The sequence below is a fragment of the Polaromonas sp. P5_D5 genome, assembly GCF_054049435.1.
On the sequence record NZ_JBFUMJ010000001.1, the window covers coordinates 550,731 to 569,839 of the forward strand.

The window sequence follows — 19,109 nt, forward strand, 5'->3', positions numbered from 1 at the left end:
AGGGAGCGCAGCGACCGAGCGGAAGCCCTTGGGCGTCCGTGTCGACTAGCTGGTTAGATGGCATTCTTGCGCTCACCGAATTCCTTAAGAAGCTCAAAGAAGAAGTACACGGAGCTTCGATGCCTCTCGACTGAAACGTTTGTCGGCAGTTTGTCCCACTCAACTTCATCGCCGGGAATTTCCAAGCTGATTGCCAGTACGGTCTTCTCCCACCCGGCAATTTCGGCTGAGCCAGGATAGTTGTATTTTCTTCGCACCCAACTGGTGAACTCGTACGGGTCAAATATGGGCGACTCAGGAACACCGAGATCATGCATGGCCTTTTTGTAGCCCCATATGTAGCAGCCAAGCTTATCGATAGTTTCTTGGCCAAGATACATCCCTGGGCGCACCGAGACCTCTCTGACAAGGTCGTAGATGCTGTAGGTTCTCGCCATGCCGATCTGTGCCATCTAACGTTGGTGGTAACCGGCGCACAAGCGCGTCGGCGGAGCCGGCCTTCCGGCTTGGGCGTCCGTGTTGACTGACCGGTTAACTGTCGTGCGAGGCAGCATTGCGCAATTCTGGCTCACTAGTAGCTCACCTTTCTCAGATAGAGAGGCCGGGCACGCGTTCGCGAACTGAGCAGATTAAAGAAGTCGAGAATGGTCCATCCCTCCACTCCGCATTCGAGATCCAGTGATCCTCGAAGCTTTCTCACAACGAAGGGCTTGCTTTCAATAGTCCCCATCTTCACCGCCAAGGTCGCAGGGGTGTCCGCTTCAGCCAGTCTGAATAAAACTTCCTCTTCTTCGCGTAGCAAGGCCAACCTCTGCCCATTGCATAGCACCTCGATCGCCTCCGATCTTGCATGCCGACTTTCGGATCGAGCTACAACGACGTCCATGACAGTTAACGTTTGACTTAAGCGGCGCCGTCAGGCGTCCGCTTGAAGGAAAGGTTAGACCGCACACTGTCCGCTCGTTCGACTACCTCGATAGCAGCGTTAAGAGCCTTGACAAGTGCTTTGGCCCTCTCAAGATCAACCTCGATTTCGACGTTTGCGACGATAGCCTCGTCCGGGATTGACTGAAATTCCAATGAACTTTGGCTGATGTCTAGATCGGGATGCACGTTCCAGACTTCGAGATTGACGTGATGTGGATGAATGCCGGGCACGACTTCAATGAATCCTTGCCTGTAGCGCACACCGTTGCACTTGATTCTCTGTTTCATGTGCGGTCTAACGTCGGCGTTGACCGGCGTACATGATGGGAATGCGCGAAGCGCACGGAAGCAAGCGTGCGTCCGTGTCGAATAACCAGTTAGACAGCTCGTTCATTTGCATCCGCATACTAAGTTGTGACTCGTCGGTCGCCATGGTGGGCCAGCGCTGAAGCCTTGCCGCTCGATGACGCCTTGCCGCGGTGCGCATCGTTTGACGCAATCCCCTGCGAACACGGCATCGCTCCTCTCACTGTACGAGTAGGCAACGGCACAAGCAACGGCGAGAGCAGTCAGGAGTACTCCAAAAGCGATTGCTGCAGGTCTGTCCATGTGGTCTAACGTAATGTATGCCGCAAAACCTGCGGTATAACCTGGCGCTTGCAATCTAATCTGGACATTAAAACCTCCCGTAATGCGCTTGCATGCTGGATTTCAAGGAAATATTCTCTAAATCCAAAGAGTCATAAAAATTCCGTAAACCCCGCAATCCTCCCTTGCAGTCTGCCCGCTTGCTGGACCAGGTCCGGGACCGGGTTCGGTATTTGCACTATAGCCTCGGCGCCGGGAAAACTTACCTGTACTGGGTTCGTTTTTTTCCCGCTGGCATGGCCGCAACAGCCACATGACACATCCGCGCGACATGGGAGCACGCGAGGTAGAAGACGTATCCGTTTGCGCCTTGCACCTCGATGATTTACACCCATGTGTGGAACGTTGCCTCTGGCGGTACAGCCAGCCCGCTGGATGCCCTGCTCGCCTGAAACGCTATTGATTTGATAGCGACTCGCGCACATTCAGATTGGGCTGCAGCCCATTTTTATACCTAAAAAGAGGTCAAAAACCGCTTTGGAGGCGGTTGCAGCGCCTTGGCGAGGTGTGGCAGCGCCAAAACCCCTTGTTTTTGAGCATTTGGGGGCGGCCTTTAGATACGAAACAGGCCTGCAGACCAATGCAGACAGGCGCAAGAAGCTACTGATTTAATAGCAAAAAAAAGCGGCGCACAAAGCGCCGCCCTCGTTCCCCCCCTACGCAAGGGCCTCAGTGCGCGCCCGCAGCGGCATCCGCACTCCCCGCCCCCGCCTTGGTGTGCCGCGTCAAAAACACGAGCGGAATCAGCAGCAGGAAGATCAGCGCGGACACATAGAACACGTCGTTGGCGGCCAGCATGTAGGCCTGCTGGTCGACCAGGCGGTTGATGGTGCCCAGCGCTTGGTCGGGCGTGAGGCCGGCGCCGGCCAGGCCAGTGAGGGCGCTGTTGGTGGCGGTGCTGCCCTGGTTCACGTATTCGCTGATCTGCGCGTGGTGCATGGCGGCGCGGTCTTGCCAGATGGTGGTGGCAATCGAGGTGCCGAAGGAGCCGGCGGTGATGCGCACGAAGTTCGACAGGCCGGATGCCGCGGGGATCTTGTCGGGCGAGATGCCCGACAGCGTGATGGTGACCAGCGGGATGAAAAAGAAGGCCATGGCCACGCCCTGGATGATGGTCGGGATCATGATGGTGCGGAAATCGGCCTGGGTGTTGAAATTGGACCGCATCCACAGCACCAGCGCAAACACCATGAAAGCAAACGCGGCGAAGCGGCGCGGGTCTACCTTGGCGATGTTCTTGCCGACCACGGGCGACAACAGCAGGGCAAACGCGCCGACAGGCGCCAGCACCATGCCGGCCTGCGTGGCGGTGTAGCCCATGTACTGCTGCAGCCACAGCGGCAGCAGCACAACGTTGCCGAAGAAGAGGCCGTAGCCCACCGACAGCGCCAGCGCGCCGGCCCAGAAGTTGCGCTTCTTGAACAGCGTGAGGTCGACCACCGGGTGCTCTTCCGTCAGCTCCCAGATCACGAAGGCGATCAGGCCAACCAGCGCGATGATGCCCAGCGCGATGACTTCACCAGAGTGGAACCAGTCGAGCTCCTGGCCCTTGTCGAGCATGATCTGCAGCGCGCCGACCCAGATGACCAGCAGCGCCAGCCCCACCGAGTCGATGGGAAGCTTTCGGGTGACGCTTTCACGCTTTCGGAAGATGCTCCAGGTGATGAAGGCGGCACCGAAGCCGACGGGGATGTTGATATAAAAAATCCAGGGCCAGGAGATGTTGTCGGTAATCCAGCCGCCCAGGAGCGGCCCCATGACGGGCGCGATCAGCGTGGTCATGGACCACAGCGCCATGGCCAGCCCCGCCAGCGCTTTCGGGTAGCTCGACAGCAGCAGCGCCTGCGACAGCGGGATCATGGGCCCGGCCACCAGGCCCTGCAGCACGCGCAGAAAAATCAGCGTGGTCATGTTCGGCGCCAGGCCGCACAGCCACGAGGTGATGACAAACAGGATGACGCTGGTGGTGAACAGCCGCACCTGGCCGAAGCGCTGCGACAGCCAGCCGGTGAGCGGCACGGCAATCGCATTGGCCACGCCAAAGCTGGTGATGACCCAGGTGCCCTGGTTGGGGCTGACGCCCAGGTCGCCGGCAATCGCGGGCAGCGACACGTTGGCGATGGACGTGTCGAGCACATTCATGAAAGTCGCGGCCGACAGGGCCAGCGTGCCCCACAGGCGGGCAGAGCCTGTCAGCGGTGGCGGCTGGACATAGGCGGAGGCGGGAGCAGGTGCGGAAGCCATGAAAGCCTTGCGAATAAGGGGCTGGTGGAAACCGCTACGGAAAATCGCTGCGGTTGCGCGGTCTGGAAGTGCGGGTTGTCTGTGAGGCTGTGGCTTACGGCGCCACGCGGTTGCCAGCCAGCGACAGCGTGTGGCTGAACGCGAGGCGCTGCGCATCGGCGCCGGCCTGGGCGGGCGAAACAGCGCCGCCCTGCGGCAAGGCCGGCCTGGCTGCGAGGGCGGGCTTGGCCAGCTTCACGGATTTGCCGGTGTTGGCGGCAATGACGCGCTGCACATCCTTGTCGGCGGCATCGTCTGGCGTGCCGTAAGTCTGGCTGTGTGCCAGGGCGGCGTCGCGCGGGGCATCGGCCAGGGTCTTGCCGTCCTTGCTGCTCACGTCCACTTCGGCGTCCATCGACAAACCCACGCGCAGCGGGTTGTCGGCGAGCTGTTTGGCGTCCAGCGCAATGCGCACCGGCACGCGCTGCACCACCTTGATCCAGTTGCCGGTGGCGTTTTGCGCGGGCAGCAGCGAGAAAGCCGCACCGGTGCCGACGCCCAGGCCGGCCACCTTGCCTTTGTATTCCACCTTCTTGCCGTACAAGTCGGCCACCAGTGTCACGGGCTGGCCGATGCGGATGTTGCGCAGCTGGACTTCCTTGAAGTTGGCGTCGACCCAGACCTGGTTGAGCGGGATGATGGACATCATCGGCGCGCCGGCGGCCACACGCTGACCGAGTTGCACCGTGCGCTTGGCCACATAGCCATCCACGGGTGCCAGCAGCGCGGCACGCTGTGTGGCCAGGTAGGCCTCACGCACCCGGGCGGCGGCCACCTGCACGCTGGGGTGCTGTTCGACGCTGGTGCCTTCGGTCAGGGCCTGGTTGCTGGTGAGCTGCTCACGTGCGGCGACCACACCGGCCTGCGCCGCGACCAGCGCACTCTTGGCGGTGGCCAGCTGCGTCTGCGCGTGGTTGAGTTCTTCCTTGGACACCGCGCCGTTGCCGGTGAGCGATTGGCGGCGGTTCAGGTCGTCGCTGGCGCGGGCGATGTCGCTTTGCGCCTTGACCACATCGGCGTCGCGCAGGGCAATCTGCGCGGCCAAGGTGCCGTTGTTGGCATACAGCGTGCGCACCTGGCGCACGGCCTGGGCCAGCGCGGCCTCGGCCTGCTCCAGCGCGACCTTGGCGTCGGCCGGGTCAAGCTGCACCAGTGTCTGGCCGGCTTTCACGAAGTCGGTATCGTCGGCCATGATGGCCATGACGGTGCCGCCAATTTGCGGGGTGATCTGGATCACGTTGCCCTGCACATAGGCGTTGTCGGTGGACTCGTAATGGCTGGCCACCAGGTATTCATAGGCAGACCAGCCCAGACCAGCAACGACCACCACGGCTGCAAGCGCGGTCAGCGCCTTTTTGCGTTTGGGGTTTCCTGCGGGCGGCTGTGCTGGTGCATCGGAAGCTGGGGAGTTGGTAGATGTTGTGTCGCTCATGATGGTGTCAGGTGTTGGTTGATTCGGGAACGATGCGTTACTTGCGTTTGGGCCGGCGCCTAATGCGCTGCAGGCAATTTTTCAGAGTTAAAACCGGCTGTAGCCCAATCAGTACTTGCGCCAGCAGCTATTGTTTTTGTAGCACCTTGCGCCTGCTTCGCCTGCGCCGGGGCATTGCCGTAGCCGCCGCCCAGGGCGCGTATCAACGCGACCTGTGTGTCAAGCGCGCGGGCCGAGAGGTCTACCGCCAGGCGACGCTGGGCCAGCACGCTGGTTTCGGCCGTCAGCACATTGAGGTAGGTACCCAGTCCGGCCTTGTAGCGCTGCACGGCGATGTCGTACGCGCCTTCCGCAGCTTCCTGTGCTGCGCGCTGTTCGGTTTGCTGGCGCGTGATGGCTTGCGATGACGCCACCTGGTCGGCCACATCGCGCACCGCGTCTATCACGGCGGCGTTGTAGCTTTCGACAGCGGCGTCCAGGTCGGCAGTCTTGCCGCGCAGGTTGGCGCGCAGGCGGCCGGCGTCAAAAATCGGCAGGCGCAGGGCCGGCCCGACACCCCACTGCTGGCTGCCCGAGTCAAGCAGGCGGCCCAGGCCGATGCTGGAAAAACCGGCGAAGGCGACCAGGTTGACGTTGGGGTAGAACTGGGTTTTGGCGTTGACCACGTCTTTGGACGAAGCCTCTACGCGCCACCGCGCGGCGGCAATGTCGGCGCGCCGGCCCAGCAGGTCGGCCGGAATGGCCGTGGCGGTTGCTACATTTTTGATAGCTGCTTGCGCAGGAAGGGAAAGGGCTGCAGTGCCATTTGGCTTGCCAATGAGGGCGTCGAGCGCATTGCGGGTGAGCGCCATCTGCTCTTGCAGGGTTTCGAGCTGCAGGCGCGCTTCGGGCAGGCCGCCTTCGCTCTGGCGCAGCTCCAGGCGGGTGTCCAGGCCGGCGTCAACGCGGTCACGCACCAGCTTGAGGGTTTCTTCACGCTGGGCGAGTGTTCGGCGGGCCACCGTCACCTGCTCGTTCAGGCGAACCAGCTGAAAGTAAGTGCGGGTCACATTGCTGGCCAGCAGCAAGCGTGCGGCCTGCGCGTCTGCTTCAGCGGCACTGGCGGTGCCCAGCGCAGCATCCAGCGCGGCGCGGTTCTTGCCAAAAAAATCAAGCTCCCAGCTCACCGCGAGCTGCGCGGTACCGCTGTTGCGGATGGAGCCTGCCAGTGGTGCGGGCACCGCGCCATTGGCGGTGTACTGCTGGCGTGTCAGGTCCAGTTGCCCGGTGACCTGCGGCAATGTGGCGGCATCGGCAACCTCGGTGACTGCCAGTGCGCGCGCCAGGCGGGCCTGCGCGAGCTTCAAGGTCGGGCTGGTTTGCAGGGCCTGGTCAACCAGGCCGTTGAGCTGCACATCGCCAAACTCGCGCCACCATTCGGCGGCCATGGGCGCCTGCGCCGGCGTTTGGCCGGCGGTGTCGGCAGCCAGGCCCAGCGAAGGCGCGTCACGCAGGCTGGAATGCGGTGCGATGCCCGACATGTCGGCACAGCCGGTGAGGCCGGTTGCCATCAGGCCCACGGCCACCACGCTGGCGGCGGCCACCAGGGCCATGCGGAAAGAGGCGCGCCAGAGCGGCAGGCGCGGCTCGGCGTGTTCGGACTGGTTCACCGAAACGCAAGCCGAGACAGAAGCGGACGCGCTGCAAAGGGTGTTGCTGTTATTTGTCATCTTTTTCATTCGCTGCTTGAAGGGCTTGAAGGGTCTGCGCTGTTTCAAGGATGCGGCGCAGGTAGCCTTTGAGGTTTTGCCACTCATCGACCGTGAAGCCGGCCAGGTGGGCGTTTTGCACACGGCTGAGCACCGCGGGGATTTCTTTTGCGGCTTCGCGGCCTTCGGGTGTCAGTTCGATGTTGACCACGCGCCTGTCTTCGCTGGAGCGGATGCGGCGGCAAAAGCCCTTGGCTTCGAGCCGGTCGAGCAGGCGGGTCATGGAACCGGCGTCGAGCTGGCACACACGGGCGAGTTCTGCCACCGTGGAGGCCTTGCCGAGGTAGATCTTGAGCATGGGCACCCACTGAGCGTTGGTGAGGCCCTGGGGCTCCAGTTCACGCGTGACCTGCTGGGAGACGCTGTTGAGAATCTGGCGCATCAGCGCACCGGTGCTTTGTCCGGCGTCGTAATCGGTCGCGCAATAAAACTCGGCCGGCAACCCGCACAAGGGAGTTGAAGGAATTGAGGTCGCTGGCGGACGGGTGGATTCGGATTTCATGGACACGAATAATACATGCCTAGACAAACATTGTCAAGGCTGTGTTTGTACAGACATCTTTTATGGCTAAACTCCCCGCATGGCTACTTCCTCCCTTTCCAACGCGCCCAAAGGCGCGCCCCGCTCCCTTTCCGGCCTCGTTCCCTTCCTGCGTCCCTACCGGGGGCGGATTGTTCTGGCGATGTTTTTCCTGGTGATGGCGGCCGTTGCCACGCTGGTGTTTCCGCTGGCCCTGCGCAGCCTGATCGACGGCGGGCTCAGCGCGGCGGACAAGGGCCAGCAGCTGATGGCGCTGCGCACCCATTTCTTTGAACTGTTTGGCGTGGCGGCGGCGCTGGGCCTTTTTTCGGCAGGCCGCTTTTACATGGTGAGCTGGCTGGGCGAGCGTGTGACGGCGGACCTGCGCAACGCGGTCTACGCGCATGTGGTGCGGCAAAGCCCCGAGTTTTTTGAAACCACGCAAACCGGCGAAGTGCTCTCGCGCCTGACAGGGGACACGACACTGGTGCAGACGGTGGTGGGCTCCTCGCTCAGCATGGGCCTGCGCAATGCAGTCATGGGCGTGGGCGCGCTGGGCATGCTGGTCTATACCAACCCTTACCTCATGGTGCAGGTACTGGTGGTGCTGGTGTTGATCGTCGCGCCCTCGGTCTGGTTTGGCCGGCGTGTGCGCAAGCTGTCGCGCGCCAGCCAGGACCGCGTGGCAGACTCCAGCGCGATCGCGGCCGAAGTGCTTAACGCCATTCCGGTGGTGCAAAGCTACACCGCTGAAGGCCGCGAAGCCGCGCGCTTTGATGCGTCAACGACCAATGCCTTCAACACCGCGATTCGCCGCACCAGGGCGCGCTCGGTGCTGGTGGCCTTCATCATCATCGCTACGTCGGCGGCGCTGCTGTGGGGCCTGTACCAGGGCACGCAGGCGGTAATGCGCGGCGATATTACGGCAGGGCACCTGGGTCAGACCGTGGTGTACGTGATCATCCTGGCCAGCGCGGCGGCCGTGCTGGGCGAGGTCTATGGCGACCTGCTGCGGGCTGCGGGCGCCACCGAACGGCTGATGGAGTTGCTGACGTCGCGTTCACCCGTGGCATCACCGGCCAACCCGGTTCCCGCACAAGTCACGCGGGCCGGCAGCGCGGTCAAATTTGATGCCGTGACATTTCACTACCCGTCGCGGCCTGCGCAGGCCGCGCTGACAAACTTTTCCCTGAGCGTGGCGCCCGGCGAAACGGTGGCCATCGTGGGGCCCAGCGGCGCGGGCAAGAGTACGGTGTTCCAGCTGCTGCTGCGGTTTTACGACCCGGCTTCAGGCCGCATCGAACTGGATGGCGTGCGCACTGCCGACATGGCGCTRCATGATTTGCGGCAGCGCATCGGCATCGTGCCGCAGGACGCTGTCATCTTCTCGACCAGCGCGCTGGAGAACATCCGCTACGGCAAACCTGAAGCCACTGATGAAGAGACCCGTGCAGCGGCCAGGGCGGCCTTCGCACATGAGTTCATCACAGCCCTTCCCGAAGGCTACGACACCTTCCTGGGGGAGCGCGGCGTGCGGCTTTCCGGCGGCCAGCGCCAGCGCATTGCGATTGCCCGGGCGATGCTGAAAAACGCCCCGCTGCTGCTGCTGGATGAAGCGACCAGCGCGCTCGATGCCGAAAGCGAACGCATGGTGCAGGCGGCCCTGGAGTCGGCCATGAAGGACCGCACGACGCTGGTGATTGCGCACCGGCTGGCCACTGTGCAGCAGGCTGACCGCATCCTGGTGCTGGACCATGGACAGCTGGTGGAGCAAGGCACACATGCCGAGCTGGTGAACCGCGGGGGCGTTTATGCGCGGCTGGCGGCATTGCAATTCACGGTGTGACGGCCTTGGCATGTGCGGGCTTCCCGGCTTTCGCCGCAGCTCTGGCGGCCATCAAAATCAGTGATATGCATTATTTGCATAGATTTTGCTCAACAATGCCTTGGACTATTTAGACCGGGGCTCTTAAGCTCCGTGCATTGATTCTTCCCGCAGACTTTCCCGCAAGAAATCCCACAAGGAGCTTTTTCAATGTCACACGCAGCCGCCTCTTCCGTTTCCACCCCTGCCGGGTCTCACCCGCTTCCCTCTTACCTGCAGGCGGACAACCTGGGCCCTTGGGGCAACTACCTGCAGCAGGTAGACCGCGTCATTCCCCACCTGGGCAGCCTGGCGCGCTGGGCTGAAACCCTGAAGCGGCCCAAGCGTGTGCTGATCGTGGACGTGCCGATTCACATGGACGACGGCACCGTGGCGCACTTTGAAGGCTACCGTGTGCAGCACAACGTTTCGCGCGGCCCAGGCAAGGGCGGCGTGCGTTTCCACCAGGACGTCACACTGTCTGAAGTGATGGCACTGTCGGCCTGGATGTCGGTCAAGAACGCGGCGGTGAACGTGCCTTACGGCGGTGCCAAAGGCGGCATCCGCGTCGACCCGAAGAAGCTTTCGCGTGGCGAGCTGGAGCGTATGACGCGCCGCTACACCAGCGAGATCGGCATCATCATCGGCCCCAACAAGGACATCCCGGCGCCGGACGTCAACACCAACGACCAGATCATGGCGTGGATGATGGACACCTACTCGATGAACACCGGCTCTACCTCAACCGGCGTTGTCACGGGCAAGCCGGTCGACCTGGGCGGCTCGCTGGGCCGGCGTGAAGCCACGGGGCGCGGCGTGTTCACCGTGGGCACCGAAGCGGCCAAGCACATCGGCCTCGATATCAGTACGGCGCGAGTCGCCGTGCAGGGCTTTGGCAATGTGGGCGGCGTGGCGGGCAAACTGTTTGCCGAAACCGGTGCACGCGTGGTCGCGGTGCAAGACCACGGTGGCACGATTTACCGTGAAGCCGGCCTCGATGTGCCGGCGCTGCTGCGTCATGTGGAAGCCAACGGCAGCGTGGCCGGATTCACCGAAGCCGAAGTCATTGCCAATGACGCGTTCTGGGACGTGGAGTGCGACATCCTGATCCCGGCCGCACTTGAGCAGCAGATCACGGCGGCCAATGCCGGCCGCATCAAGGCGCGCATGATCATTGAAGGCGCGAACGGCCCGACCACGCCCGCCGCCGACGACATCCTGCATGACCGCAACGTGCTGGTGCTGCCGGACGTGATCGCCAATGCCGGCGGCGTGACCGTCAGCTACTTTGAATGGGTGCAGGATTTTTCCAGCTTCTTCTGGGACGAAGAAGAAATCAACAAGCGCCTGGTGAAAATCATGAAAGACGCCTTTGCCGGTGTTTGGGCCGTGGCGCAAGACCAGAAGGTCAGCCTGCGTACCGCCACCTTCATCGTGGCCTGCAAGCGAATCCTGCACACGCGCGAGTTGCGCGGCCTGTATCCTTGATCCGGTACTGCCCTGAGAGTCGGCAGAAGCAACGATAGCCATGAAGCGGCGGTACTCTCGGGTGCCGCCGCTTTTTTAAGCGGCCACGCGTTATGGGTGACCTCAATTACCATGGCCCGCACACCATGACCTCCAGTGCCTGGCCGGCGCCAGGAAGTTCGGCTCACCCGCTCACTCAGGATCAGGCAATCCATGCAAAGCACCGAATTCTCCATCGAGTACGTTTCACCAGCCATGATACGAAACGACTCGAATGACTTCTGCCTCATTTACAAAGAAGCTGGAGCCGATGTGTATTTCAAGAGAGAAGCGTACTTCTACGTTAAGGAGCAAACTGGTGAAAATGGCCGCCTCACTTATAAGGCTCTGCTACCCAATGAATTTAAAGGCGTGACAACCATCCCGTGGTTTTCGGAGTGGAAAAGCCTGGTCGTACGGCGTATGCGTGACTACATTCTGGGCGACCAGCGACTTCTGAGCCTGTATGGAGAAATCTCTGTTGAAGAGTTGAATCCCTGACAGGCTGCGGGAAATCGCTTTACTGAAGTGTTTCCTTGACCGCCGCCGGCAAGGGCAAAGGCATAACGTCTATGCCTTCCTCGATCAGCTCCACAGCTTCGCGCACACTGGCCTGGCCGCGAATGCTGCGCGCCTCAAGTTCGCCATAGTGCATGCGGCGGGCCTGATCCGCAAACTGGCTTCCGACATCTTCGGTATGCGCCATCACATGACGCAAGGCCTTCAGGAACGCGGCCTGCTCTGCGTGACTCTTTGCGGCCGGTATACCCGCCATGGCGGTGGCCTCGCCTTCGGCGCCCCGCGCCGGGTTCGGAATGGCAACTTGTGAAGACGCAGCAGCCCGGCTGCCTGCGCTTACGATGTCATGGCCGCCCAGGTTGAGGCGTGGTGCACTGGGAAGTTTCTGGATGCTTTTGTCGGCGCACATCGGGCATTCGATCAGGCCGCGCGACAGCTGGGCCTGGAAGTCGTCCTCGGACGCAAACCAGCCTTCAAATGAATGCTGGTGCGCACACTGGAGATTCAGGACTTTCATGGCCGGATTATCGCCGGGGGATCAGGGTGTTGCAGTTTGCCAGTCCAAAGCCCACGCCCCGGACAGCACGTTTTGCAGCCACAGGGCGCCTGTCAATGTTTTTGCATCCGTGACCTCGCCGCTGGCACACCAGGCAAGAAGCTCAGCGGGTGTTGCCGTAAAGACGTCCAGAAACTCCCCGGCATCCAGCTTGCGCTGGCCGGGGGTCAACCCGCGCGCAAACCAGATGTCAATAAATTCGGTGGAATAGGAGATCACCGGATGCAGCACGCCTGCCCTCGCCCACTCACGCGCGGTGTAACCGGTTTCCTCCAGCAGTTCACGCTGGGCGCAGGCCAGCGAGCCTTCGCCCGGATCGAGCTTGCCCGCGGGAAACTCCACCATCACGGAACGCATGGGGTAGCGGTACTGGCGCTCCAGCACCAGACGCCCGTCGTCCAGTTGCGCCACGACCATCACGGCACCGGAGTGAATGACGTATTCGCGCGTTGCCTGCTTGCCGTCGGGCAGCCTGACGGTATCACGCAAGGCATGCAGGAAATTCCCTCTCAGGATCTCGACCGAGTCGATGCAGGTCTCGACGAGGTGCGCGTCGGCAATTGCACCGGCTTGATCAGGACCGGAAGATGCGCTCATGGGCGGTGCTTGAACAGGTAGCGCCAGGTGAATCCGGGAAACGCAAAGGTGATGAAGAGCGTGCCGGTGATGGCATAAAACTCCCAGCCTTGCGGTGCAATCTGGCCGCTCCGCTGCTCAAGGTATAAACCCAGACCGCCGACAACCAGGTACCAGACCACCAGCTCTGCGGCCCTGATCGCCAGGTTTTTCGGCAACTTGAGCGCGTAGACCGCGAACAGGCGATTGCTGATGAAAGGCAGGTTGGCTGCCAGCAAGGCCAGCAGCACGACCAGCCAGACTGAAGCAGTTTGGGTCATGGCAGGGGTCAGCTACCCAGTGATTTGACGATGCTGCTGATGGACTGCGCGCACAGGGTCATCAAACCGCCAGGCATGATGCCCAGGATCAGGATGAGCGCACCATTGATGGCCAGCACTGCCTTGGCATCTGCCGGCGCAGAAACCGGCTGGGCGTTATGGGCCAAGGGTGCATCAAAGTACATAACCTTGACCACACGCAAGTAATAGAAGGAGCCCACCAGCGACATGATCACCGCAAAAACGGCCAGCACAATGTAGCTGGTTTGTTGCGAGGAAATCAGCGCCTGCAGGACGGACAACTTGGCATAAAACCCCACCAGCGGCGGCAGGCCGGCCAGCGAGAACATGCTGATGGCCATCACGCCGGCGTACAACGGGCTGCGCTGGTTCAGGCCGGCCAGATCGACGATCTCTTCGGACTCGTGCCCGGCGCGTGCCAGCAGCATGATGATGCCGAAAGCACCCAGGGTGGTGAGCACATAAGTCAGGGCATAGAACATCGCTGCGCTGTAGGCCGATTCGGTGTTGAGCTGGTTGCCGTTGACCACGCCGGCCAGCAGGCCGAGCAACAGGAAACCCATTTGCGAGATGGTGGAGAACGCCAGCATGCGTTTGAGGTTGGACTGCGCAATTGCGGCCAGATTGCCCACCAGCAGCGAGCCGATCGCCATCAATCCCAGCATCTGCTGCCAGTCAATTGCCAGCGGCAACAGGCCTTCGACCAGCAGGCGGATACAGATAGCGAAGGCCGCGAGCTGCGGCGCTCCACCGATCAGGAGGGTCACGGCTGTAGGCGCACCCTGGTAGACGTCAGGCAGCCACATATGGAAAGGCACAGCGCCCAGTTTGAAGGCCAGGCCAGCCACGATGAAGACCAAGCCGAAAATCAGTACCTGATGCTTGACCTGGCGGCTGGCAATCGCGTTGAACACCTCGTTGAGGTCCAGGGAGCCGGTCGCGCCGTACAGCATCGAAAGACCATACAGCAGGAAACCCGAAGCCAGCGCGCCCAGCACGAAGTACTTCATGGCGGCTTCGGTGGCAGTGGCGTTGTCGCGACGCAGGGCCACCAGCGCATAGCTGGACAGGGTCAGCAATTCCAGGCCCATGTAGATCACCAGGAAGTTGTGGCCCGAGATCATGACGAACATGCCCAGCAGCGCGAACAGGCTCAGCGTGAAGAATTCACCGCCGCGCAACATGTCGCGATCTGCCGCGTAAGGGCGGCCATAGACCAGCGTAATCATCACGGTGATACAGGCAAAGCACTTGAGCCAGCCGCCCATGGGGTCGCTGACAACCATGTTGCCGAAACCATAGAAGGTCTGGCCTCCAGAGGCGTAGGCAGCCTCCATGGCCGCCACGACGGCCAGGGTCAACAGCGTGAGCACGTAGGTCAGCGTACGCTGTGGCGTCTTGACGCCCAGATCCACCAGCGCAATCACGCAGGCCATGGTCAGGAGGACGATTTCCGGATAAACCGTGATCCAGGAGAGTTTGTCAATCATCTGAATTCTTTGTAGTTGCTTCAGTTCATCTTCAGTTCAGTTTGGAGGCTGCGACATGCTTGAGCAGGTCCGCCACTGAAGTATTCATCACATCGGTAAACGGCTTGGGATAGATGCCCATGTACAGCACAGCGATAGCCAACAACGCCAGCATCAGGAATTCGCGGCTGTTGATGTCGACGAGTGCCTTGACGTCGTCATTGGCCACGGGGCCCAGGTAAACGCGCTTGTACATCCACAGGGTGTAGGCTGCGCCAAATATGAGCGCCGTCGCTGCCGCGCCGCCTATCCAGAAGTTGTATTTGACCGCACCCAGAATCACCATCCACTCGCCGACGAAACCGGCTGTGGCCGGCAGGCCGCAGTTGGCCATGGCAAAAAGCAGGGCAAAGGCCGCAAACTTGGGCATGGTGTTCACCACGCCGCCGTAGCTGGCAATTTCGCGCGAATGGACGCGGTCGTACAGTACACCAATGCACAGGAACATCGCGCCCGACACAAAGCCGTGGGCGATCATCTGCACGATGCCGCCGGAAACGCCCAGGTCGTTGAAGATGAAAAAGCCCAGGGTGACAAAGCCCATGTGGGCCACAGACGAATAAGCCACCAGCTTTTTCATGTCCTGCTGCACCAGTGCAACCAAACCAACATAGATGACAGCAATCAAGGACAGGGCAATCATCAGCCAGGACCATTCATGCGCAGCATCCGGAGCGATAGGCATCGAGAAGCGCAGGAAACCGTAAGCGCCCAGCTTCAGCATGATGGCGGCCAGCACGGCCGAACCACCTGTGGGGGCCTCAACGTGCACATCGGGCAGCCAGGTGTGGACTGGCCACATCGGCACTTTGACGGCAAAGGCTGCGAAGAAGGCGAAGAACAGCAATGTCTGCACCGTGCTGCCCAGAGGCAGCTTGTGCCAGGTCAGGATGTCGAAGCTGCCGCCCGACTTGTTGTACAGGAAGATCAGTGCCACCAGCATCAGCAGGGAGCCGAGCAAGGTGTACAGGAAAAACTTGAAGGCCGCATAGATCTTGTTGGGACCGCCCCAGATGCCGATGATCAGGTACATCGGGATCAGCGTGGCTTCAAAGAACACGTAAAACAGAATGCCGTCCAGTGCCGCAAACACGCCAATCATGAGTCCGCTGAGGATCAGGAAAGAAGCCATGTACTGGTTCACGCGCGTGGTGATGGCTTCCCAGCTGGCGATGATGACGACCACATTGATGAAAGCCGTCAGCAGCACAAACCACAGCGAAATGCCGTCAACACCCACGTGGTAGTTGACATTAAACCGCTGGATCCAGCTGCCCTTTTCGACAAACTGCATGGCCGACGTATCCAGCTGAAAACCGCTGTACAAAGGCAACGTCACCAGGAAGCTGACGACCGCGCCTATCAGCGCGACCCAGCGAACGCTGCGCGCCTGCTCGTCACGGCCCAGTGCCAGCAGAACCACACCGAAAACAATCGGCGTCCAGATCGCAAGACTCAACAAACCCATTCTTGTTCTTCCTTGATTTTGTTGAACTGATCAGCGATTGAGCCAGACGAAATACGTCATCAACACAAACACGCCAATGATCATGCCGAAGGCATAGTGGTAGATGTAGCCGGACTGCAGCCGGCGCACCATGCCGGAAACCCAGCCAACCAGCTTCCATGAACCGTTGACCAGCGCGCCATCGATCAGCTTCTGGTCGCCGCCCTTCCAGAGTGCGGTACCAAGTGCGCGCGTGCCCCGGGCCAATACGTTCTCATTGAACCAGTCAAGGTAGTACTTGTTCTCGAGCAACGTGAAGACTGGCATGCACATGCGCTTGATCGCGGCCGGCAGGGCCGGGTTGATCATGTACATGTACCAGGCCAGCACCGAGCCCGACAAGGCCAGCCAGAACGGCGCAGCCGTCAGCCCGTGCAAGGCCATCTGGGCCGGACCGTGGAACAGCCGCTTCAGCTCTTCCATGGCGGGATGTTTTTCGAGATTCACCAGGATGGCATCCTTGAAGAAGTCACCGTACAGCATGGGCTCAATCGTCATAAAGCCGATGACCACGGACGGGATCGCCAGCAGGATCAACGGCACTGTCACGACCCAGGGGGACTCGTGCGGCTCATGATGCTCGTCATGGTGGCCGTGATCGTCGTGGCCATGGTGGTGCGCATCGGGGTTCTGGTCAAAACGTTCCTTGCCGTGGAACACCAGAAAATACAGGCGGAATGAATAGAAGGCCGTCACAAAAACGCCCGCCAGCACCGCGAAGTAGGCAAAGCCGGCGCCTGCCAGATGGCTTTCATGCACGGCTTCAATGATGCTGTCCTTGGAGTAGAACCCCGCGAACAAAGGCGTGCCTATAAGGGCCAGTGTACCCAGCAGTGAGGTGATCCAGGTGATAGGCATGTACTTGCGCACGCCGCCCATCCAGCGGATGTCCTGGTTGTGGTGCATGCCGATGATGACCGAGCCGGCGGCCAGGAACAGCAGCGCCTTGAAGAAAGCGTGCGTCATCAGATGGAACACCGCGACAGAATAGGCCGAGGCGCCCAGCGCCACCGTCATGTAACCCAGCTGCGAGAGTGTGGAATACGCAACCACGCGCTTGATGTCGTTCTGGATGATGCCGAGGAAACCCATGAACAAGGCCGTGATGGCGCCAATCACCATGATGAAACTGAGCGCGGTATCGCTGAGCTCAAACAGCGGTGACATGCGCGCCACCATGAAGATGCCGGCCGTCACCATGGTTGCCGCGTGAATCAGCGCGGAGATCGGGGTTGGGCCTTCCATGGAATCCGGCAACCAGACGTGCAAAGGGAATTGCGCCGACTTGCCCATGGCGCCAATGAAGAGGCAGATGCAGATCACGGTTACCAGCATCCAGCCGGTGCCCGGGAAGCTCAGCTTGGAAAGCTCGCCGGCCTTGGCAAAGGCCTCACCGTAGTTCAGTGTGCCGGCATAGGCAGCGATCAGGCCAATGCCGAGGATGAAACCGAAGTCGCCCACGCGGTTGACGAGGAAGGCCTTCATGTTCGCGAAGATGGCGGTCGGCTTGTTGAACCAGAAGCCGATCAGCAGGTAAGACACCAGGCCCACGGCTTCCCAGCCGAAAAACAGCTGCAGCATGTTGTTGCTCATCACCAGCATCAGCATGGAGAAGGTGAACAGCGAGATGTAGGCAAAGAAGCGGTTGTAGCCCTCGTCTTCTTCCATGTAGCCTATGGTGTAGATGTGCACCATGAGCGACACAAAGGTCACCACGCACATCATCATGGCCGTGAGGCCGTCAACCAGGAAGCCGATTTCCATCTTCAGGCCGCCGACGTTCATCCAGGTGTAGAGCGTCTCGTTGAAGCGCGCGCCATCGATGGCCACGCTCTTGAGCGTCATTGCCGAAATGATGAAGGCCACCAGCACGCCGAGGATGGTGAGGGTGTGCGACAGGCGACGGCCTATCCAGTTGCCGCCAAAAGAGGTGCCGAGGATACCGGCCGCCAGGGCGCCGGCCAGGGGTGCCAACGGAACGGCCAGCAGAGTTGAAGCGTTGAGGGTGGATGCCATATTAGTTTTTTTCCGCCAAGCAAGTTACGCAGGCAAACAAGGAAGCCATGCCAAGGCCGCCACGGAACCGGCTTTGCCGGACCGTCAGCGGCGCCCCCTTGAGGGGGAGGCGGCCGAAGGCCGCTTCGGGGGGGAGCGTCATCATTAGCCCTGGAGCGTATTGAGTTCGTCTACGTTAATGCTGGACTTGTTGCGGAACAGCAGCACCAGGATGGCCAGGCCGATGGCCGATTCAGCCGCCGCGACGGTCAGGATAAAGAACACAAAAACCTGACCAGCCATGTCATTCAGGTAGTACGAGAAGGCCACGAAGTTCATGTTGACCGCCAGCAGCATGAGTTCGATGGCCATCAGCAGCACGATCAGGTTTTTGCGGTTCAGGAAGATGCCGATGACCGACAGCGCGAACAGCATCGCGCCCAGCGAAAGAAAATGTCCCAGGGTGAGAGTCATGCTTTCTTCTCCTCGGCGGGAACGGCGGTTGTAGCGGTCGCGGCAACCGGTGCGGCCACGACGGATTTCATCTTGACCAAGCTGACGCGGTCCGCGCGCTTAACCCGGATCTGCTCTGAAGGATTTTGGTATTTGGAGTCCTTGCGCGCACGCAAGGTCAACGCGATGGCGGCAATGATGGCCACCAGCAGGATCACCGCGGCAACTTCCAGTGGATAGAGGTATTCCGAGTACAGCAGCTTGCCGAGTTCCTTGGTATTGGAGACCTKCGCGCCGATCTGACCCGCCGCAGTTGCAGCTTTCGGGGGTTCACGGAAGCCACCCATCAGCACATAGGACATTTCCAGCGCGATGATGGCCCCCACGGAGCCGGCCAGCGGGAAGTGCTTCCAGAAACCTTTTCGCACACTGTCGATGTTGATGTCCAGCATCATCACGACGAACAGGAACAGCACCATCACGGCGCCCACATAAACCAGCACCAGCGTGATGGCCAGGAACTCGGCCTTGAGCAGAATCCAGACGGCGGATGCCTGGAAAAATGCCAGCACGAGGTACAGCGCCGCATGCACGGGGTTGCGCGCGGTAATCACCTTGAATGCTGCAAACAGCAGCACCGCGGCAAAAACATAAAAAAGACCTGTTTTAGCGTCCATGTTGTTGTGGATTCTTTCTTGAGCCAGC

Annotated in this window: 17 protein-coding genes; 3 read left to right on the forward strand and 14 right to left on the reverse strand. The window is 60.9% G+C overall.

The annotated features are described in order from the left end of the window. Nucleotides 1–53: 53 nt before the first annotated feature. From ACXJKE_RS02765 to ACXJKE_RS02790, 6 genes are all read right to left on the reverse strand, one after another. Nucleotides 54–452, reverse strand: coding sequence for a hypothetical protein (locus tag ACXJKE_RS02765; RefSeq protein ID WP_457279045.1), 399 nt, complete (start codon nucleotides 450–452; stop codon nucleotides 54–56). 451 nt (nucleotides 453–903) lie between these two features. Next, on the reverse strand, nucleotides 904–1,215 hold the full coding sequence (locus ACXJKE_RS02770) for a hypothetical protein (RefSeq protein WP_457279046.1): 312 nt from the start codon (nucleotides 1,213–1,215) through the stop codon (nucleotides 904–906). A gap of 1,029 nt (nucleotides 1,216–2,244) precedes the next feature. Further along, a complete protein-coding gene (locus ACXJKE_RS02775; RefSeq protein WP_457279047.1) occupies nucleotides 2,245–3,819 on the reverse strand; it encodes a DHA2 family efflux MFS transporter permease subunit in 1,575 nt (524 codons plus the stop codon). A 94-nt stretch (nucleotides 3,820–3,913) separates the two neighbouring features. Further along, a complete protein-coding gene (locus ACXJKE_RS02780; RefSeq protein WP_457279048.1) occupies nucleotides 3,914–5,290 on the reverse strand; it encodes an HlyD family secretion protein in 1,377 nt (458 codons plus the stop codon). A gap of 59 nt (nucleotides 5,291–5,349) precedes the next feature. Then, the gene (locus tag ACXJKE_RS02785) at nucleotides 5,350–6,882 is read right to left on the reverse strand and encodes an efflux transporter outer membrane subunit (protein ID WP_457279779.1); all 1,533 of its coding nucleotides are present in this window, start codon (nucleotides 6,880–6,882) and stop codon (nucleotides 5,350–5,352) included. 106 nt (nucleotides 6,883–6,988) lie between these two features. After that, nucleotides 6,989–7,540: a MarR family winged helix-turn-helix transcriptional regulator gene (locus ACXJKE_RS02790; RefSeq protein ID WP_457279049.1), complete on the reverse strand. Its 552-nt coding sequence runs from the start codon at nucleotides 7,538–7,540 to the stop codon at nucleotides 6,989–6,991. A 79-nt stretch (nucleotides 7,541–7,619) separates the two neighbouring features. Between ACXJKE_RS02790 and ACXJKE_RS02795 the strand changes: the two genes are divergently transcribed. The 3 genes from ACXJKE_RS02795 (at nucleotide 7,620) to ACXJKE_RS02805 (ending at nucleotide 11,429) form a co-directional block, all read left to right on the forward strand. Beyond that, on the forward strand, nucleotides 7,620–9,404 hold the full coding sequence (locus ACXJKE_RS02795) for an ABC transporter transmembrane domain-containing protein (protein WP_457279050.1): 1,785 nt from the start codon (nucleotides 7,620–7,622) through the stop codon (nucleotides 9,402–9,404). A 189-nt stretch (nucleotides 9,405–9,593) separates the two neighbouring features. Then, nucleotides 9,594–10,910: a Glu/Leu/Phe/Val family dehydrogenase gene (locus ACXJKE_RS02800; protein WP_457279051.1), complete on the forward strand. Its 1,317-nt coding sequence runs from the start codon at nucleotides 9,594–9,596 to the stop codon at nucleotides 10,908–10,910. Nucleotides 10,911–11,102: 192 nt separating this feature from the next. Continuing rightward, complete coding sequence (locus ACXJKE_RS02805) at nucleotides 11,103–11,429, forward strand: hypothetical protein (RefSeq protein ID WP_457279052.1); 327 nt, start codon at nucleotides 11,103–11,105, stop codon at nucleotides 11,427–11,429. A gap of 19 nt (nucleotides 11,430–11,448) precedes the next feature. Here ACXJKE_RS02805 and ACXJKE_RS02810 read toward each other — a convergent pair whose 3' ends face one another. From ACXJKE_RS02810 to ACXJKE_RS02845, 8 genes are all read right to left on the reverse strand, one after another. Beyond that, nucleotides 11,449–11,964: a DUF1178 family protein gene (locus tag ACXJKE_RS02810; protein ID WP_457279053.1), complete on the reverse strand. Its 516-nt coding sequence runs from the start codon at nucleotides 11,962–11,964 to the stop codon at nucleotides 11,449–11,451. A 21-nt stretch (nucleotides 11,965–11,985) separates the two neighbouring features. Then, entirely contained in the window at nucleotides 11,986–12,600 is a 615-nt protein-coding gene (locus ACXJKE_RS02815; protein WP_457279054.1) for an NUDIX domain-containing protein, read from the reverse strand. Beyond that, complete coding sequence (locus tag ACXJKE_RS02820) at nucleotides 12,597–12,899, reverse strand: DUF2818 family protein (RefSeq protein WP_457279055.1); 303 nt, start codon at nucleotides 12,897–12,899, stop codon at nucleotides 12,597–12,599. The genes ACXJKE_RS02815 and ACXJKE_RS02820 overlap by 4 nt, the downstream gene beginning before the upstream one ends. An 8-nt stretch (nucleotides 12,900–12,907) precedes the next feature. Beyond that, entirely contained in the window at nucleotides 12,908–14,410 is a 1,503-nt protein-coding gene (nuoN, locus tag ACXJKE_RS02825; protein WP_457279056.1) for an NADH-quinone oxidoreductase subunit NuoN, read from the reverse strand. Between the two features lie 31 nt (nucleotides 14,411–14,441). Then, a complete protein-coding gene (locus ACXJKE_RS02830) occupies nucleotides 14,442–15,917 on the reverse strand; it encodes an NADH-quinone oxidoreductase subunit M (protein WP_457279057.1) in 1,476 nt (491 codons plus the stop codon). Between the two features lie 30 nt (nucleotides 15,918–15,947). Continuing rightward, nucleotides 15,948–17,972, reverse strand: coding sequence for an NADH-quinone oxidoreductase subunit L (nuoL, locus tag ACXJKE_RS02835; protein WP_457279058.1), 2,025 nt, complete (start codon nucleotides 17,970–17,972; stop codon nucleotides 15,948–15,950). Between the two features lie 144 nt (nucleotides 17,973–18,116). Next, nucleotides 18,117–18,425, reverse strand: a complete 309-nt coding sequence (gene nuoK / locus ACXJKE_RS02840; RefSeq protein WP_007864437.1) for an NADH-quinone oxidoreductase subunit NuoK — start codon at nucleotides 18,423–18,425, stop codon at nucleotides 18,117–18,119. Next, on the reverse strand, nucleotides 18,422–19,081 hold the full coding sequence (locus tag ACXJKE_RS02845; protein ID WP_457279059.1) for an NADH-quinone oxidoreductase subunit J: 660 nt from the start codon (nucleotides 19,079–19,081) through the stop codon (nucleotides 18,422–18,424). Before ACXJKE_RS02845 ends, nuoK begins: the two co-directional genes overlap by 4 nt. Nucleotides 19,082–19,109: the final 28 nt, after the last annotated feature.

Coding starts and splice junctions, on each gene's coding strand:
- ACXJKE_RS02765 (WP_457279045.1), bottom strand. CDS start 452: ATGGCACAGATCGGCATGGCGAGAACCTACAGCATCTACGACCTTGTC.
- ACXJKE_RS02805 (WP_457279052.1), top strand. CDS start 11,103: ATGCAAAGCACCGAATTCTCCATCGAGTACGTTTCACCAGCCATGATA.
- nuoN (WP_457279056.1), bottom strand. CDS start 14,410: ATGATTGACAAACTCTCCTGGATCACGGTTTATCCGGAAATCGTCCTC.
- ACXJKE_RS02780 (WP_457279048.1), bottom strand. CDS start 5,290: ATGAGCGACACAACATCTACCAACTCCCCAGCTTCCGATGCACCAGCA.
- ACXJKE_RS02775 (WP_457279047.1), bottom strand. CDS start 3,819: ATGGCTTCCGCACCTGCTCCCGCCTCCGCCTATGTCCAGCCGCCACCG.
- ACXJKE_RS02770 (WP_457279046.1), bottom strand. CDS start 1,215: ATGAAACAGAGAATCAAGTGCAACGGTGTGCGCTACAGGCAAGGATTC.
- ACXJKE_RS02815 (WP_457279054.1), bottom strand. CDS start 12,600: ATGAGCGCATCTTCCGGTCCTGATCAAGCCGGTGCAATTGCCGACGCG.
- nuoK (WP_007864437.1), bottom strand. CDS start 18,425: ATGACTCTCACCCTGGGACATTTTCTTTCGCTGGGCGCGATGCTGTTC.
- ACXJKE_RS02800 (WP_457279051.1), top strand. CDS start 9,594: ATGTCACACGCAGCCGCCTCTTCCGTTTCCACCCCTGCCGGGTCTCAC.
- nuoL (WP_457279058.1), bottom strand. CDS start 17,972: ATGGCATCCACCCTCAACGCTTCAACTCTGCTGGCCGTTCCGTTGGCA.
- ACXJKE_RS02790 (WP_457279049.1), bottom strand. CDS start 7,540: ATGAAATCCGAATCCACCCGTCCGCCAGCGACCTCAATTCCTTCAACT.
- ACXJKE_RS02785 (WP_457279779.1), bottom strand. CDS start 6,882: ATGGCCCTGGTGGCCGCCGCCAGCGTGGTGGCCGTGGGCCTGATGGCA.
- ACXJKE_RS02820 (WP_457279055.1), bottom strand. CDS start 12,899: ATGACCCAAACTGCTTCAGTCTGGCTGGTCGTGCTGCTGGCCTTGCTG.
- ACXJKE_RS02830 (WP_457279057.1), bottom strand. CDS start 15,917: ATGGGTTTGTTGAGTCTTGCGATCTGGACGCCGATTGTTTTCGGTGTG.
- ACXJKE_RS02810 (WP_457279053.1), bottom strand. CDS start 11,964: ATGAAAGTCCTGAATCTCCAGTGTGCGCACCAGCATTCATTTGAAGGC.